This window comes from Kitasatospora sp. MAP5-34 (genome assembly GCF_029894335.1).
Lineage (GTDB): Bacteria > Actinomycetota > Actinomycetes > Streptomycetales > Streptomycetaceae > Kitasatospora.
The window spans coordinates 138,508-153,354 of the sequence record NZ_JARXZC010000009.1; the positions used below are offsets into that span (position 1 = coordinate 138,508).

General features: G+C 71.8%; 13 protein-coding genes and 1 pseudogene. 11 read left to right on the top strand and 3 right to left on the bottom strand.

Going from position 1 to position 14,847, the window contains the following annotated elements; translation table 11 throughout:
• Window positions 1-5: 5 nt before the first annotated feature.
• The 9 genes and pseudogenes from P3T29_RS11185 to P3T29_RS11225 all read left to right on the top strand — a co-directional run bounded on the left by P3T29_RS11185 (window position 6) and on the right by P3T29_RS11225 (window position 7,556).
• Window positions 6-296, top strand: coding sequence for a PASTA domain-containing protein (locus P3T29_RS11185; protein WP_280716187.1), 291 nt, complete (start codon window positions 6-8; stop codon window positions 294-296).
• A 73-nt stretch (window positions 297-369) separates the two neighbouring features.
• On the top strand, window positions 370-1,035 hold the full coding sequence (locus P3T29_RS11190; protein WP_280716188.1) for a class I SAM-dependent methyltransferase: 666 nt from the start codon (window positions 370-372) through the stop codon (window positions 1,033-1,035).
• Between the two features lie 40 nt (window positions 1,036-1,075).
• Window positions 1,076-1,192: pseudogene (locus P3T29_RS11195) on the top strand (type II toxin-antitoxin system prevent-host-death family antitoxin); the annotation flags it as partial.
• Window positions 1,193-1,407: 215 nt separating this feature from the next.
• Window positions 1,408-3,339 (top strand): hypothetical protein, encoded by a 1,932-nt coding sequence (locus P3T29_RS11200; RefSeq protein WP_280716189.1) that lies wholly within the window; start codon window positions 1,408-1,410, stop codon window positions 3,337-3,339.
• 151 nt (window positions 3,340-3,490) lie between these two features.
• Window positions 3,491-3,892 carry a DUF4258 domain-containing protein gene (locus tag P3T29_RS11205; RefSeq protein WP_280716190.1) on the top strand — a complete coding sequence of 134 codons (402 nt, stop codon included), beginning with the start codon at window positions 3,491-3,493 and terminating at the stop codon, window positions 3,890-3,892.
• 327 nt (window positions 3,893-4,219) lie between these two features.
• Window positions 4,220-5,125, top strand: coding sequence for a hypothetical protein (locus P3T29_RS11210; RefSeq protein ID WP_280716191.1), 906 nt, complete (start codon window positions 4,220-4,222; stop codon window positions 5,123-5,125).
• 157 nt (window positions 5,126-5,282) lie between these two features.
• Window positions 5,283-6,527 (top strand): serine hydrolase domain-containing protein, encoded by a 1,245-nt coding sequence (locus tag P3T29_RS11215; RefSeq protein WP_280716192.1) that lies wholly within the window; start codon window positions 5,283-5,285, stop codon window positions 6,525-6,527.
• Window positions 6,528-6,877: 350 nt separating this feature from the next.
• Window positions 6,878-7,255: a hypothetical protein gene (locus P3T29_RS11220; RefSeq protein WP_280716193.1), complete on the top strand. Its 378-nt coding sequence runs from the start codon at window positions 6,878-6,880 to the stop codon at window positions 7,253-7,255.
• A 124-nt stretch (window positions 7,256-7,379) separates the two neighbouring features.
• Window positions 7,380-7,556, top strand: a complete 177-nt coding sequence (locus P3T29_RS11225; protein WP_280716194.1) for a hypothetical protein — start codon at window positions 7,380-7,382, stop codon at window positions 7,554-7,556.
• Window positions 7,557-7,611: 55 nt separating this feature from the next.
• Here P3T29_RS11225 and P3T29_RS11230 read toward each other — a convergent pair whose 3' ends face one another.
• Complete coding sequence (locus P3T29_RS11230; RefSeq protein WP_280716223.1) at window positions 7,612-8,739, bottom strand: TerD family protein; 1,128 nt, start codon at window positions 8,737-8,739, stop codon at window positions 7,612-7,614.
• A 241-nt stretch (window positions 8,740-8,980) separates the two neighbouring features.
• Between P3T29_RS11230 and pepN the strand changes: the two genes are divergently transcribed.
• A complete protein-coding gene (gene pepN, locus P3T29_RS11235) occupies window positions 8,981-11,479 on the top strand; it encodes an aminopeptidase N (RefSeq protein ID WP_280716195.1) in 2,499 nt (832 codons plus the stop codon).
• 7 nt (window positions 11,480-11,486) lie between these two features.
• Here the strand turns inward: pepN and P3T29_RS11240 are convergent, their stop codons facing one another.
• Window positions 11,487-12,569 carry a hypothetical protein gene (locus P3T29_RS11240; RefSeq protein ID WP_280716196.1) on the bottom strand — a complete coding sequence of 361 codons (1,083 nt, stop codon included), beginning with the start codon at window positions 12,567-12,569 and terminating at the stop codon, window positions 11,487-11,489.
• Between the two features lie 146 nt (window positions 12,570-12,715).
• Between P3T29_RS11240 and P3T29_RS11245 the strand changes: the two genes are divergently transcribed.
• A complete protein-coding gene (locus P3T29_RS11245; protein ID WP_280716197.1) occupies window positions 12,716-13,276 on the top strand; it encodes an SsgA family sporulation/cell division regulator in 561 nt (186 codons plus the stop codon).
• Here P3T29_RS11245 and P3T29_RS11250 read toward each other — a convergent pair.
• A complete protein-coding gene (locus P3T29_RS11250; RefSeq protein WP_280716198.1) occupies window positions 13,198-14,733 on the bottom strand; it encodes a helix-turn-helix domain-containing protein in 1,536 nt (511 codons plus the stop codon). The two genes, P3T29_RS11245 and P3T29_RS11250, sit on opposite strands and share 79 nt — an antisense overlap.
• Between the last annotated feature and the right edge of the window lie 114 nt (window positions 14,734-14,847).

The window sequence follows — 14,847 nt, forward strand, 5'->3', positions numbered from 1 at the left end:
CTGACATGAGCTGGATGGGACCAAGCACCGCTGACGAGGTGACCGTTCCCGACATAGTCGGGCTGATCGTGACGGACGCACGGAAAGTCGCGTGGGAGGCGGGCGTGGTCATCGCCGCCGCCGATCCGGACGGACCGCCCGTCAGGGCCCTGACCTGGCCTGGAGTCTGGGTGGTCACCGCCCAGACTCCGGCCCCCGGCTCCCGGATGCGCCGCCGGGGCTCGCTGGTGATCGAGTTCAGGAAGGTGCCCGGCGGCGAGGCCGGGGATCGAGAACCACGCCCTCCGTCGCCCTGAAGCCCTGCTGCCACGGCCTAGGCTGGTGGGAGTGCAGTGTGTTCGGAACAGGACCTGGAGCAGGAGAGCGGCGATGGACGGCGGTGACCAGGAACTGGCCGAGGTCCAGCGTGAGCACTGGGAGCGGACCTACGGCGCCCACCCCGGCATGTACGGCGAACAGCCCTCCGATCCGGCGGTTTACGCCGCCGAGGTGTTTCGGGCGGCGGGCGCGGCCGACGTGCTGGAGCTGGGCGCCGGGCACGGCCGCGACGCGCTGTTCTTCGCCCGCTGCGGCTTCACCGTGCTGGCCGGCGACTTCAGCCCGGTGGGCCTGGAGCAGTTGCGCGAGGCGGCGGCGGCCGCAGTGCTGGCCGGGAAGGTGACGACCGTCGTGCACGATGTACGCGAGCCGCTGCCGTTGGCCGACGCGTCCGTGGACGCCGTCTTCGCCCACATGCTGCTGTGCATGGCCCTGTCGACCAAGGAGCTCCACGCCTTGGTCACCGAGGTTCGCCGAGTCCTGCGACCGGGCGGCAGCTTCGTGTACACCGTCCGCCACACGGGCGACGCCCACTTCGGAGCCGGTATCGGTCGCGGTGAAGACATCTGGGAGCACGGCGGGTTCGCCGTCCACTTCTTCCCCCGCGACCTGGTCGACGCCCTCGCCGACGGCTGGGACCTCACCGAGGTCCACCCTTTCGAGGAGGGCGACCTCCCCCGCCGCCTGTGGCGCGTCACCCAGACCCTGCCCCGGTGATCGCCCGGTGGCACAGCTGTACATCTGCCACATTGGTTACATGAGCGAGCCGGTTATCGAGTCGATGGCCACGGTCCGCAGTCACTTGGCGGACGTCCTCGATCGCGCCCGTCGGGACGAGACGCCCACGATCATCACTCGGCGCGGCAGGCGTGAGTTGCCGGTCTGCCGCCCTGCCCGGGGCGTGTGTCGGTCGGGCTGTCTAGGGTGGCGGCCATGTCTGACGCTGTGCGGGACAACGCTTCTTGGGCCTCGACGAGTGATGCCGACGGGTGGTTGACGGATCCGCGTTTTCTGGTGCAGGCGGATCCGGGGCGGGTGGTGGCGGTTCTTGACGGTGCGTCAAGTCATCGGGCGCGGTCGGCTGCGGCGGTGTACCGGGCGTCGGCGCACCTGCACCGGGACGCCACCGCGGACGTGCGCCGACAGCTGCTGGCCGTCGACGCGGCCCGCTTCGGGGACCAGGACCTGGCGGCGCGGATCGCCGCCCTCCCGGCCACTAGCGAACCCGCCTCGCGTTGGCAACTGGACTGGGCGACCGGCTCGCTGGTCACCCATCGGCTCCGGCACTCCGCTGCCGGCCACCACGGCGAGGTGAACGGGGTGGCGACGGCGGTGGTGGACGGCCGTCCGGTCGCGGTCACCGTCGGCGGGCGTGGGAGTGTGCTGATGCGGGACCTGGCGGACCGTAAGCCGGTCGGACACCCTCTTGTCGGCCACACCGACCGGGTGTACTCGGTGGCGACGGCGGTGCTGGACGGCCGCCCGGTCGCGGTCACCGGCAGCGAGGACCGGACCATGCGGATGTGGGACCTGGCCGCTCGCGAGCAGATCGGCGAACCCTTCAGCGGGAGCACCGGCCGGGTGTGCAGGATGGCGACGACAGTGCTGGCCGGCCGTCCGATCGCGGTCACCGGCACCATGTCCAAGGTCGTACGGGTCTGGGACCTTGCCACCCGCGAGCAGATCGGCGGACGCCTCGGGGGCTGGGCCGGGGCGGTGGCGACGGCTGCGGTGGACGGCCGTCCGGTGGCCCTGACGGCCGAGGGGAACACGGTTCGGGTCTGGGACCTGGCGACCCACCAGCAGGTCGGGCAGCCGCTCACCGGTCACCGAGGCGCGGTGGGCGCGGTGGCGACGGCGGTGCTGGACGGTCGCCCGGTCGCGGTCACCGGCGGCTGGGGCGGGACGGTTCGGATCTGGGACCTGCACACCGGCCGACAGGTCGGGCAGCCGCTCACCGGTCACCGAGGCGCGGTGGGCGCGGTGGCGACAGCGGTGCTGGACGGCCGCCCGGTCGCGGTCACCGGTGACAGGGACGGCGTCGTACGGATGTGGGACCTGACCACCCGCGAGCAGATCGGCGAACCCCTCACCGGCCACACCGGCGTGCTGGAAGCCCTGGCGACAGCGGTGGTGGACGGTCGCCCGGTCGCCGTCACCGCCGGCCGGGAAGGGAAGGTGCGGGTGTGGGCCCTGGCCCCCGGGCAGGCGGTCGGCGCGCAACTCCCCGGCCACGACCGAACTGTGGACCGGGTGGCTGCGGTGGCGGTGGGCGGTCGCCCGGTGGTGGCCGCAGCCGGAACCGGCTGGGACGGGACAGTGCGGGTGTTCGATCTGGGCACCGGCCGACAGCTCTGTCGGCCCCTCGCCAGAGGGGCTGTCAGGTGGGTGGGTGCGGTGGCGGCGGTGGTGGACGGTCGCCAGGTCGCCGTAACCGGCGACTCGGCGGGGGTGCGGGTGTGGGATCGGGCCACCCGCGAGCAGATCGGCAGGACCCTCACCGATTCGGTGTCAGGGGTCGCGGGTGCAGTGGTGGACGGTCGCCCGGTCGTGATCAGCGGCGCCGACTGCGGCAGCGACAGCTGGTGGCACCACAACGCGGCGCGGGTGTGGGACCTCGCCACCCACGAGGAGGTCGGCGCGCCCCTCCCCGGGCACGACTACGTGATGGAGGCGGTGGCGACGACCGTGCTGGACGGATGCCCGGTCGCCCTCACCGCGAGCTGGGACGCGGTGCGGGTATGGGACCTCGCCACCCGTACGCAGATCGGCGAACCCCTCACCGACAAGGTGTCGGCGATGGTGACCGGGGTGCTGGAAGGCCGCCAGGTCGCCGTCACCGGCGGTGAAACCGACCGCGACAGCGGACAGGGGGCGGTGCGGGTGTGGGACCTCGCCACCCGCGAGCAGATCGGGCCGGAGCTGGCCTTCCCGCTGCCTGTGGAGTCCCTCGCCCTGGCACCGGGAGACAGGCTGGTGGTCGGCTTCGGCTGGGAGGTCGCCGTACTGTCCTACCGCTGACCGCGAGGGCCGGTTGACGGCGCGATGTTCTGTGCCCTCTGTACCGGATTCGGGCTTCTGCCGTACCGAAATCCGAACGCACCGTTGCACGCTGGTACCAGCTTCTCGAAGTCCCTCTTCGTCTACACGAAGCGATACCTGGAGGAATCAGTTGTTCGGCTCGAAGAAGGTTGCCCTCGCGCTTCTCGCCCCCCTCGCCGCAGCGCTGGCGCTCGCACCGACGACGGCGGTGGCCGCATCGCCGGCCGTGGGAACGTCGACCGCTGTGGCCCACTGGGCCCCGCCGTTCCAGCCGCCGACGACGCATGACTGCTATTCGGATGTGGCGCCGAGTGCCATTGACAGGCTCAGCCAGCACGTCCAGGACCGAATGGACGAACGCGGGGTCAGCCGGGACCAGCTCGACAACGCCATCCGGATCGGCGCCAGGAACGCGAAGTGCCAGCCGAACGGTAACTGGCGCTACACGCTGGGAATGAGCGATGGTGAGCTGACGGTCATCGTGGGGCTCGGGAACGGCGGCTGGGTCGCCGTCACCGCCTGGTGGAACTAACCGTCAACTCGGTTGGGCCGCACGCTGGTCGGCGTGCGGCCCACCGCCGTGCGGGCCCGTCGCGGCGCTGTGTGGAGGAAGCGGGCGATCAACCGTCGGACAGTGGTGGCGAACTCCACGAAGGCGGCCCAGGTTTCGCGCGTTGCCACCCGGGCGGCTGACGTTGCCAAAAGTAGTGGAGTAGTCACCAACTGTGGTCTCTGGCCTCCGTTTGGGTGTAGCGTGACGCCGGAACGGGTCGCCCCTGCCGGAAAAGGGGCGAGCCCGGCAGGTGTTGTCGCACCAGGCCGGGCTCTTCACCCGCCAAGTGGAAAAGAGCCACTGGGGATGCTCAGGAATGTTATCGCGCCTTCGCGCGACTTCACGCAGATCGCCAACACGCTTGTCTGGGACGAGAGTCTGTCGGACGCGGCGTTCCGGCTGCTGGTGCGGTCGTTGGCGCTGCCGCCCTCGCAGGCGCGTTCGACCACCGTCACCGAGTTGGCGGCCGGGTTGTCCGGCGGCCGGATCACCGTGGACCGGGCGCGGCGTCAGTTGACCCGGGCCGGGCTGCTGCACTCCACGCGGTGGCGCAACGCCACCGGGCAGGTGCGGACGGAGTCGCTGGTCTCCAACGTGCCGCTGACCGAGGCTGATGCGGAGCGGCTGTTCGCCGACCACTTCGGGCGCGGTGGTGGCGGTGGCGGCCCGCGTGCCGGGAGGCGAGGCTCCGGCGGGACCACTGCGCGGGGGTCCGGCACCGCCCTCCCTGCGGGAGAAGACTCGGGGGAGGAGAAGACTTCCCCCCTCCCGGTCCCGGTGCGGCCGCCGGAGCTGGAAGCCGACGAGGCTGAGGCCGAACGTGTGCTGCGCTCGCTGCGCCGCACCGATCCACGGCTCGTCCTCGGTGCCGCCGAGGTGCGGCGGTTGCTGCCGCTGGCCGCCGAGTGGCTGGCCAGGGGGGTGAGTTCGGCGAGCATGCTGTACGCGCTGACCGCAGGTCTGCCCCAGCAGGTGAAGAGCCCGGCCGCGTTGGTGCAGTGCCGTCTGCGGGACAAGATGCCGGAGGCCGCGCGGGCCGTCCCACTGACGGACTGTGAGGGCTGTGAGCGTGCTTTCCGTCCGGTCAACGGGGAGCAGCAGTGCGGGAGTTGTCGCCGGAAGACGGCGGCTGCCGCGCCCGGCCTCCGGGTGGGCGAGAGCGGTGCGCGGATCGGCTGGCGCGAACGGGTGGGGATGGTTGCGCCGAGTTGACGCCCCTGAGGTCGTCTCGGGCCGTCTCGGGGTTGTCCCTGGGTGCTGTTCGGGGTGTGGTCAGGGGGCGTCCCCGATGACCGGACGATCATGTTCCGGCAGGCTGGTCGTTGAGCGGGCAACCTGGCCGCCGCCGATCACCCTGGAGCCCTGAACCGTGAACACCCGCCTGCGCCGTTCCCGTTGGACCACCCTCGCCGCCTCCGGCGCGCTACTCGTGGCGCTGACGGCCGGTGCGGCCGCGCCGGCGTTCGCGGCCGGTCCGGCTGGTCCGGCCGCTTCGGATGTCCCCGCCGCCTCGGCCACGCAGCTGCCGCCGTTGGACGCGGCCGCGCTGAGCAAGGCCATCAGCGGCCTGCCCAACGCCGATGTCACCGGCGCTCTGGTCCGGGTCACCGGCGGGGCCGGGAAGTGGTCGGGCACCTCGGGCAGCGCCGATCTGACGACGGGTCAGAAAGTCTCTGCTGACGGCAGTTTCCGGATCGGCAGCATCTCAAAGGTGTTCACCGCCACTGTTGCGCTCCAGCTCGTCGCCGAGCACCGCCTTGACCTGGACGGCACCGTCCAGCAGTACCTGCCGGGTGTACTCCCGGCCGGCTACCCGGCCGTCACCGTCGGCCAGTTGCTCAACCACACCAGTGGCCTGCCGATCGGCGACAGCAGCTCGATTTGGGGTGACGGCAGCAACCAGTGGTTCGTCGACCACCGCATGCACGGCGTCACTCCCGAGCAGGTGGTCGCCGACGGCCTCACGTACCCGATGGAGTTCCAGCCCGGCACCGCGCAGGAGTACAACGGGCTCAACACCTTCATCGCCGGGATGATCGTCGAGAAGGTCACCGGGCAGACCTTCGCCCACGAGGTGCAGACCCGGATCGCCCGGCCGCTCGGCCTGCACCGCACGTACGTGCCCGAGGCCACCGACACCCGGCTGCCCGGCCCGCACGCCCACGGCTATCTGACCGTCACCAACCCCGACGGCACCACCCGTGAGGCCGACGTGACCGAGCAGAGCCCGTGGCCGTGGGCCGAGGGCGGCATGATCTCGACCGCCCCCGAGCTGGACCGCTTCATGACCGCGCTGTTCCGTGGCCGCCTGCTGCCGCCCGCCCAGCAGGCACTGCTCTTCACCGTCCCGGACGTCCCCAACCACCACAACAAGAACTGCGCGGGGACCCACGCCTGCTTCAGCACCGGCCTGATGAGCGCCACCCTCCCCGGCGGCACCGTGATCTGGGGCAAAACCGGCTCCCGTCCCGGCTACACCAGCGGCATGTTCGCCACCCGCGACGGCAGCCGTCACCTGGTCTACTCGATCAACCCGACCGGCCTGACCGGCGCCGAGGCTCCGTACATCATGCGGATCGCCATGGCGGCGTTCGGGCCGAGTGCGTCCTCCTGACGGCAGGCAGGCGCGACATCAGGCCGTTTGAAGGCCTGCTCGAAGCCGCCCGCAGTGGCACCTCCCTGCGGCGGCTTCGAAGCGGAAGCTTGAACGGATCCGCCGGTCGACAGTAGTGTTGAACGTGTTCAAAAAATGTGGCAGGCTGGCTCCGGGCCTGCACTGGATGGTCGATGCCCACGGCAGTGTGCCTGGCATGCGGTCGAGAGAATCAAGTTGATGGGCGGGGCATGGATCCGAGGCGTAACCCGGCCCACCGGCTCAACAGACCCCTTGGGCAGGCGATAACAGTCCTAGGGTGCCTGGTTCTGGCGTGCACTTCATGTGCGGACGCTGGTGGCGACGCAACAGTGATCCGGCAGGTCGATCTGGTTGGCGACTGGGGCAATGCGGCCGGCGCCAGAATGCATGTGGCTGCTGACCACAGCTTGACGGCGAGTGGGATCAAACACGCGGTGCCCGACTACACGTGCTCCACGAGCCTGACGGCCGGTAGTTGGCAGTTCGACGCGCAGAACGGCTCGCCGCAGGACTCCACAGCCTCAGCGACCGCGGGCGATTCGTTCACGGTGTGGGCGAACGACGGCAAGTTCGACCTGGCGGGGTGCAATATCGAGGCCCTGGTCCAGCGTGACGACCGAGGCTTCAACATCTGTCTCGTCCGGGACCCTGACCAGACCTGCACTGATAAGGAGCTCCTCCGCAAGGCTTCAACACCACTTCGGTGAGCAGCACCGTGACCCAACCAGAAACGCCTCCTTCTGCCGCTGCTCGTGCTGATTTACGTCTGCGCCATCGCCAATCGCATGGACATTGACCTTGGCGACGCACTGCGGCGCAAGGAAGCGATCAATGAGACGCGGAGTTGGGTCTCCGCCTGAGCTGTCACACGGCCTCGCCCGGGTCCAGTCCAGCCGGGCCCTCGACTACGTCCGCGAGTTCAACATCGCCCTCGCCCCCTGGCGCCGCGAACCCCGCGTCGCCGAGCTCCTCCACCGCACCCGCACCGAATTCGGCATCGCCGCCTGACAGTGGTCCCCAGCAGCGAGCGATGTTGGGGCCCGTCCGGCTCGCCGGGCGAGGGTCAGAGCATTGCCGCAGCCGGCTGGACCATGCCTCGGGCGGTCTTGGCGTCGACGTACTCGCCGATGGCGGTCATGACCCACTCGCCCGAGTACTGGCGGACGAGTTTGCACATCACCACGCCGGTGTGGGGTTCGGACCGGGTGAGGTCGAAGCGGACCAGTTCCTGGCCGGAGGTGGCGTCGAGGAGGCGGCAGTAGGCGTTCTTGATCTCGGTGAACCGCTGGCCGGAGAAGGAGTTGACCACGAACACCAGGCCGCAGACCTGCGGCGGGAGGCCCTCCAGGTGGACGGTGATCGCCTCGTCGTCGCCCTCGCCCTCGCCGGTCAGGTTGTCGCCGGAGTGGGCGATCGCGCCGTTGAAGATGTTGAGCTTCATGAACCAGGCGGTCTCGACCTTGTTGCGCTGGGCGTCGAAGGCGATGCAGGAGGCGTCCAGGTCGATGTCCCGGCCGCGCCCGGCGGGCTCCCAGCCGAGGCCCATCCGGACGGAGGCGAGGAAGGGCCTGCCGTTCTTCTCCAGGGAGACCGAGGCGCCCTTGACCAGGTTGACCCGGCCCTTGTCCAGGGTGACCTTGGTGGAGCCGGGGGAGGAGACGGTCGGTGAGGCGAACGGCTTCGGGGGCAGCGGGGCCGGGGCCTGCACCGAGACGCCGAAGTCGGTCGCGATGCCGGCCAGCCCGTTGGCGTAGCCCTGGCCGACCGCGCGGATCTTCCAGCTGCCCCCGCGCCGGTATACCTCGACCACCACGAGTGCCGTCTCCCGGCCCAGCCGGGGCGGGGTGAAGGTGACCAGCACCCGGCCGGTGGCCGCGTCCCGGACGGTCGCGGTGGGCTCCGTCCCGGCGAAGGTCGCGGCCGCGTCGTCCAGACTGGCCGTCACCACGACCCGGGTGATGCCGGCCGGCAGTGCGGAGGTGTCCACCGTGACGGCGTCCGGCGAGCCGCCGGACGCGGGTCGGTGGGTGACACCGGGACCGTTCGGGGCGTTGAAGAAGACGAAGTCCGCGTCGGACCTGACCTTGCCGGCCTCGGTCAGCAGCAGGCCGGAGACGTCCAGCGCCTTGGGCGCCGTCACCTCGACCGTCACCCGGGTGGCGGTGAGCGGCGTGTTGCCGCCTTGGGTCAGGACCGTGGACACAGTGCTCCTCCTGGGTACGGGGTGGGGCCCGAACGGCCCAGCCTAGCCAACGGGCCCCGGCCGGGCCCGGTATGACCTGCCGACGGCTCGTTCGACGGCTCGTTCGACGGCTCGTTCGACGGCTCGTCCGACCGATCCACCGGCCCGGCCGATGGATCACCCCGCCCCGGCTGACGGGTCGTCGGCAATGCCCTTGCCCGGGCGGCTCCGGCTGGGGAAGCATGCAGGGATGCCAGCTCTCCAACGCTCCGAGGCGCGCACTCGTGCCCGACTGATCAACGTCCACAGCTACCGGCTGGACTTCGACCTCACCCGGGGGGAGGAGCTGTTCGGCAGCACCACCGTGATCCGGTTCGGTTGCGCCGAGCCGGGCTCCGACACCTTCCTCGACCTCCGGCCCGCCGTCCTGCACCGGGCCGTGCTGAACGGCCGCCCGCTCGACCCGTCCGCGCTCGACGGCAACCGGCTCACCCTGACGGGCCTGGCCGCCGAGAACGAGCTGCTCGTCGAGGCCGACATGCGCTACTCCCGTACCTGCGAGGGGCTGCACCGGTTCAGCGACCCGGCCGACGGCGCCGTCTACCTGTACGCCAGCTGCGCCCCCAACACCGCGCCGCTGGCCTTCCCGTGCTTCGACCAGCCGGATCTGAAGGCGCCCTTCACCGTCGCCGCGACCGTCCCCGAGGGGTGGACGGTGATCGCGAACAGCGCCGGCGGGCAGCAGGGCGACGGCCGGTGGCTCTTCGAGCCGACCCAGCCGATCAGCACCTACCTGTTCACCCTGGTCGCCGGGCCGCTGCACTCGGTCTACTCCGAGCACGACGGCATCCCGCTCGGCCTGCACGCCCGCCGGTCCCTCGCCGCCGACCTCGACCGGGAGGCCGGCGAGCTGTTCGAGGTCACCCGGGCCTCCTTCGACCGGATGCACACCCTCTTCGACGAGCGCTACCCGTTCGGCAAGTACGACCAGGCGTTCGTGCCCGAGTTCAACTGGGGTGCGATGGAGAACATCGGCTGCGTGATCTTCGCCGACCGGATGCTCTTCCACTCCGCCCCCACCGAGTCCGAGCGCGAACTCCGGGCGGCCGTGGTGGCGCACGAGATGGCGCACATGTGGTTCGGCGACCTGGTCACCATGCGGTGGTGGGACGATCTCTGGCTGAACGAGTCCTTCGCCGAGTACCTGGGCCACCGGGTCGCCGGCGAGAGCACCCGCTTCACCGGCACCTGGATCAGCTTCGCGGTCAAGCGCAAGGGCTGGGGCTACGACGCCGACCAGCGCTCCAGTACCCACCCGATCGCGGCCACCGGCGTCGAGAGCATGGCCGAGGCGATCATCAACTTCGACGGCATCTCGTACGCCAAGGGCGCCTCGGCCCTGCGCCAACTGGTCGCCTGGCTCGGCGACGAGGCCTTCTTCGCGGGGAGCAACGAGTACTTCGCCCGGCACCGCTTCGGCAACGCCGACCTCGCCGAGTTCCTGGACGCGCTGGCCGTCACCAGCGGACGCGACGTCCAGGGCTGGGCCGACCGTTGGCTGCGGACCAGCGGTGTGGACACCCTGCGGATCGAGGCGGCGTACCAGGGCGACCGGATCGTCTCCGCCGAGCTGGTGCCCACCGGGACGCGCCCGCACCGGGTCGGCATCGGGGTGTTCGACGTCCAGGACGGGGTCGTACGGCTTCGCGACCGCTTCGAGGCCGAGGTCGAGCCGGGGTGCCGGACGCCGCTGCCGCAGCTCACCGGGGCACCCCGGGCGGCGCTGCTGCTGCCCAACCACGGCGACCTGACCTGGGCGAAGATCCGGCTGGACGAGCCCTCCTGGCGGACCGTGGCCGAGTCGCTCCGGACCATCGAGGACCCGCTGGTGCGGGCCGTGCTCTGGGAGCACGCGCGCGACCTGGTACTGGACGCCGAACTCGCGCCCGCCGCCTACCTGGAGCTGGTGGCCGCCCACCTGCCGGCCGAGACGGCGGACATCGTGGTCAGCGCGGTGCTCACCTTCGCCCGTGGGAACGTCATCCGCTGCTACCTCGACCCGGCGGACCGCCCGGCGGCGGACGCGCTGATCGGTCGGGTCTGCCGCGAGCTGCTGGCCCGCCCGGACGCGGGGGAGAGCGTACGGCTGGTCGCGCTGCGCGGGGCGATCGACAGCACGGGCGCCAGTACGGGTGATGAACTCGACGACCTGAACCGCTGGTTGGCGGAGGGTGGCCCCGACGGGAAGCTCGGCACCGAGATGCGCTGGGCCGCACTGGCACGGCTCGCCGCCGTCGGGGAGATCGACGAGGACCGGATCGCCGCCGAGTTCGCCGCGGACCCGAGCAGCAGTGCGAACGAGGGCGCCGCCCGGGCCCGGGCGGCGCTGCCGTCGCCGGAGGCGAAGGAGCGGGCCTGGAAGCTGTTGTTCAGCGACGGCGAACTCTCCAACCAGCTGATGCAGGCGGCCGGGGCGGGGTTCTGGGAGTCCGGCGCGGAGGAGCTGCAACAGGAGTACGCGCGGCGCTACTTCGCCGAACTGCCGGGTGTCGCGGTGCGGGGCGACATCGTCGCCAAGGTGCTGGCCTTCCGGCTCTTCCCGGGCGGGCGGTCCACCCCGGAGACGGTCCGGGCCGCCGAGGAGTGCCTGACGCGCGAGGAGTTGACCCCCGCGCTGCGCCGGACCCTGGCCGACCGGGTGGACGACCTGCGCCGCGCGGTCCGCGTCCGGGGCACCACTTTCAGCTGACAGACAGTCAGTTGAACGTGCCCCGGACCGCCAGTGCGCGCGGGCGGAGCGGGGCGAACGCCGAGGCGGTCCAGGTCTCCTGGGCCTGGGCCGCCTTCCCGGTGCCACCGGCTGCACCAATCCCACCAGCTGCGCCCTCAGTGCCTGCGCGCCGGGTGCCGCGCACGCCGAAGCTGTAGTCGCCGGGCTGGATGTCCGGCCCGGCGGGCACGGTGAAGCGGTAGACCAGGGTGCCGCGCTCCTGGGTGACCGTCACCACCGCGTCGGGGAGGCTGCTCCACGGCGTGGTGCCCGGCAGGGCCTCGGGTCGCGCCAGCCGCAGTTCCACCTGAAGGGCGGTCAGCGGTTCGCTGATCCGCAGGGTCACGTTGTGCCGGGTGCCGGAGGGGCCGAGCAGATCACGGACGGCCTTGCCGGCCAGCCCGTCGACCGGCGGACGGGAGACCGGGGCGGATACGGGGGCGGATACGGGGATGGAGACGGGCGCGGGGGCGGTCGAGGGCCGGGTCGAGGGCTTGGCCGGGGCCTGGACCGGGTGTGCGACCTGGACCGGGGCCTGGGTCGGGGCTTGGACCGGAGCCTGGGTCCGGGGCGGCGGTGCCGGTGGGACGACTGCCGCCGGGGTGCCGAGTGCGCGCGGGCCGGGGTTCTCGGAGCTGTCGGCCGTCGGGCCGATGGCCGGACGCGGGCTCGGCGGCGGGCTCGGCTGCTGCGTCGACCGGGCGTCGGTGTCGGCGGCGGCAGCGGCTTCGGGGTTCGGCAGTGGTGGCAGGCTGGCGTCCACGGTGGAGACGCCGGGACGCCGCCCGATGTGCTGCTGCGCGGTGACCAGCCAGGTGGTGGCGGCGCTGATGCCGAGGACGGTGGACATCGCCATGGCCGCCCCCGAGAACCGGAGGCTGGGCAGCGCGAACCGTCCGCCGAGCGGCTTCGGCCGACCGTGCCGCGAGGGTCGCGCGGGCCCTGCGGGTCGGACGTCCGCCTGCGCGGTCTCGCTGAGCTTCTGGAACACCATCCCGACCCCCTCCCGGTCCACTGCCGAGTCGTCCGCGCCGTCCGAGTTGTCCGAGTCGTCGTCCGACAGTCTCACGAGATTACCAGCGCCGGACCGGGTCGCCGCCAGTCGGGTGCGCGGGGATCGCGACGGGGACTGGCTTGGTGTGTCCGATAATTGACGGTGCATCCGACCGTCCGCCGATCCTCCCGACCGGCCCGGGTTGCAACCCTCTGCAACCTTTGACCGAAGCCCCGGAGTGCAGCACGCTGGCCTCCAACCCCAGCCGCCTCGGAGAGACCGTCATGCCGCGCGAACCGCAGTCAGCTGCCTCGACCCCGCCGTTCGCCGCCACCCCCACGGGCGGCGAGACGGGGCTCTCCGCCGCCGTACCGGCGCTGGTGGAGGAGGTCCTGACGCTGCGGATCGCGCTCGACCAGGATCTGGTCGGAGAGGTGCGTACCCGTTTCAGGTACGATCCCGAGCGCCCTTACGAGGTGCTGCTCACCTTTCATGTCGGGCGGTCGGACGAGGCGGACTGGGTGTTCTCCCGCGAGCTGCTGCGGGACGGCCTGCGCGGTCTGAGCGGGCAGGGGGACGTCAAGCTGTGGCCCGCGTACTGTCCCTGTCATGGCTCGACGCTGCACATGGCGCTCGAATCCCCGTACGGGAGCGCCCTGTTGGAGGTGTCCAAGCCGAGCGTGCAGTCCTGGCTCGCGCGGACCTACAGCTGTGTCTCGGAGCTTGCCGAGGCGTCGGCGGGCCCGACCGACGCCCAGTTGGCGGCACTGCTGGCGGGTTGACCGGCGGTCGGCCGGCCGTCGGCCACCCGGCCGTCGGGCAGCCAGCTGCCCGGCAGGCGTCCCGTCCCGGCCAGCAGCCCGGCGCGCAACTCCCGTACGCCGGGCCCCGAGGAGCCCGGCAGCAGGTCGTACGGATCGGCGGGCCCGGCCACCGAGACCTCGGCGGAGGCGGACAGCCGGTACGGGCGGTGGTCGAGCAAGCCGCCGAGGTAGCGCCGCAGCCGGGAGATCTCGGCGCGGACGGTCACCGTGCGGGCGGGGTCGCCGAACAGCGCGTCGGCGAGCTGCGCTGCGCTGCGGCCCTCGCGGTGCACGGCGAGCAGCAGCAGGAGTTCGGCGTGGCGCGGGCTGAGGGTGTGCGACCAGCTGCCGACCGCGCCGGAGACCTGGAGTTCGGGGCGGTTCGGGGCTCGTAGGTCGAGCCGGATGCGGGCTCCGGCGGTCTGCTCGGCGATCGCCGGAGCCGAGTCGCCGAGCGGCCGGACCAGCCAGCCGCCGGCCAGCGGTTCTATCGCGCACTCGCCCAGCGCGGGCAGCCAGTGCACGGCGGCGGTGCCCCAGCCCTGGGCGGGCAGCCGGAGCCGGGGGACAGGCGGCAGGCCCATCGTGGCGGCCGTCCACCCGGCGCTGTCCACCACCATGGCGGGTTCGCCGACCCGGGCGAGCAGTGGCGAGGCGACGGTGCGCAGCTGGTGCAGGTCCTCCAGCCGACGGGCTCTCAGCTCGGCCTCGGCGAGGCGGGCGGCGGTGACGGCCAGTTGGAACAGGTACGGCGCCATCGTGCGGGCCGGTCCGCTGAGGTTGACCACGCCCGCGAGCCGTCCGGTGTGCGGCTCGTGGACGGGCGCCGCGACACACGTCCAGCCCCGGTGGCTGCGCAGGTAATGCTCGGCGGAGTGCACCCGCATCGGGCGCCCGGTGCGCAGTGCGGTGCCGATGCCGTTGGTGCCGACCTCGTCCTCGGCCCAACGGGCACCGATGCTGAAGCCGATGTCGTCGGCGGTCCGGCGCAGCCGTCGCTCGCCCTCGTGCCAGAGCACATGGCCCTCGGCGTCGGCCACCGCGAAGATCAACGGGGTGCCGGTACCGGGGGTGAGCAGGGTCGAGCGGAGTACCGGGAGGACGTCGGTGAGCTGGGTCGCCTGCCGCCGGTGCTCCAGCTCGGCGGTGCTCAGCCGGGTGATGTCGCGTCCGCGCTCCGGGTCGAGGCCGAGCCGGCGCAGCCGCTCCCAGGAGTCGCCGATCACCGGCCGGGGGCTGTCGGCGGCGGTGGTCCGTCCGCTCACGGCCCGGTCGGTCGAGTTGGCCCGGTCGGTCGGGTCGGTCGGGGTCTCGTCGCCCGGGATCCCGGGGCGGGGGGTGCCGGCGGGTGGGGTGTCGGAGCCGGGGGTCTCGGTGCTCGGGGTCCGGCGGTTCACGGCCGGTACGCGGCGGGCCGGCCAAGGGCTGTGCAGCACTCCGTCTCCCCTGTCGAGTCGTCCCAAACGATCCGCAGATGTTCGGACACAGGGTACGGCGGCAGAGCTGGAAGATGACGAACTTGTCGAACTCTTCATAACCATCCCGGACGA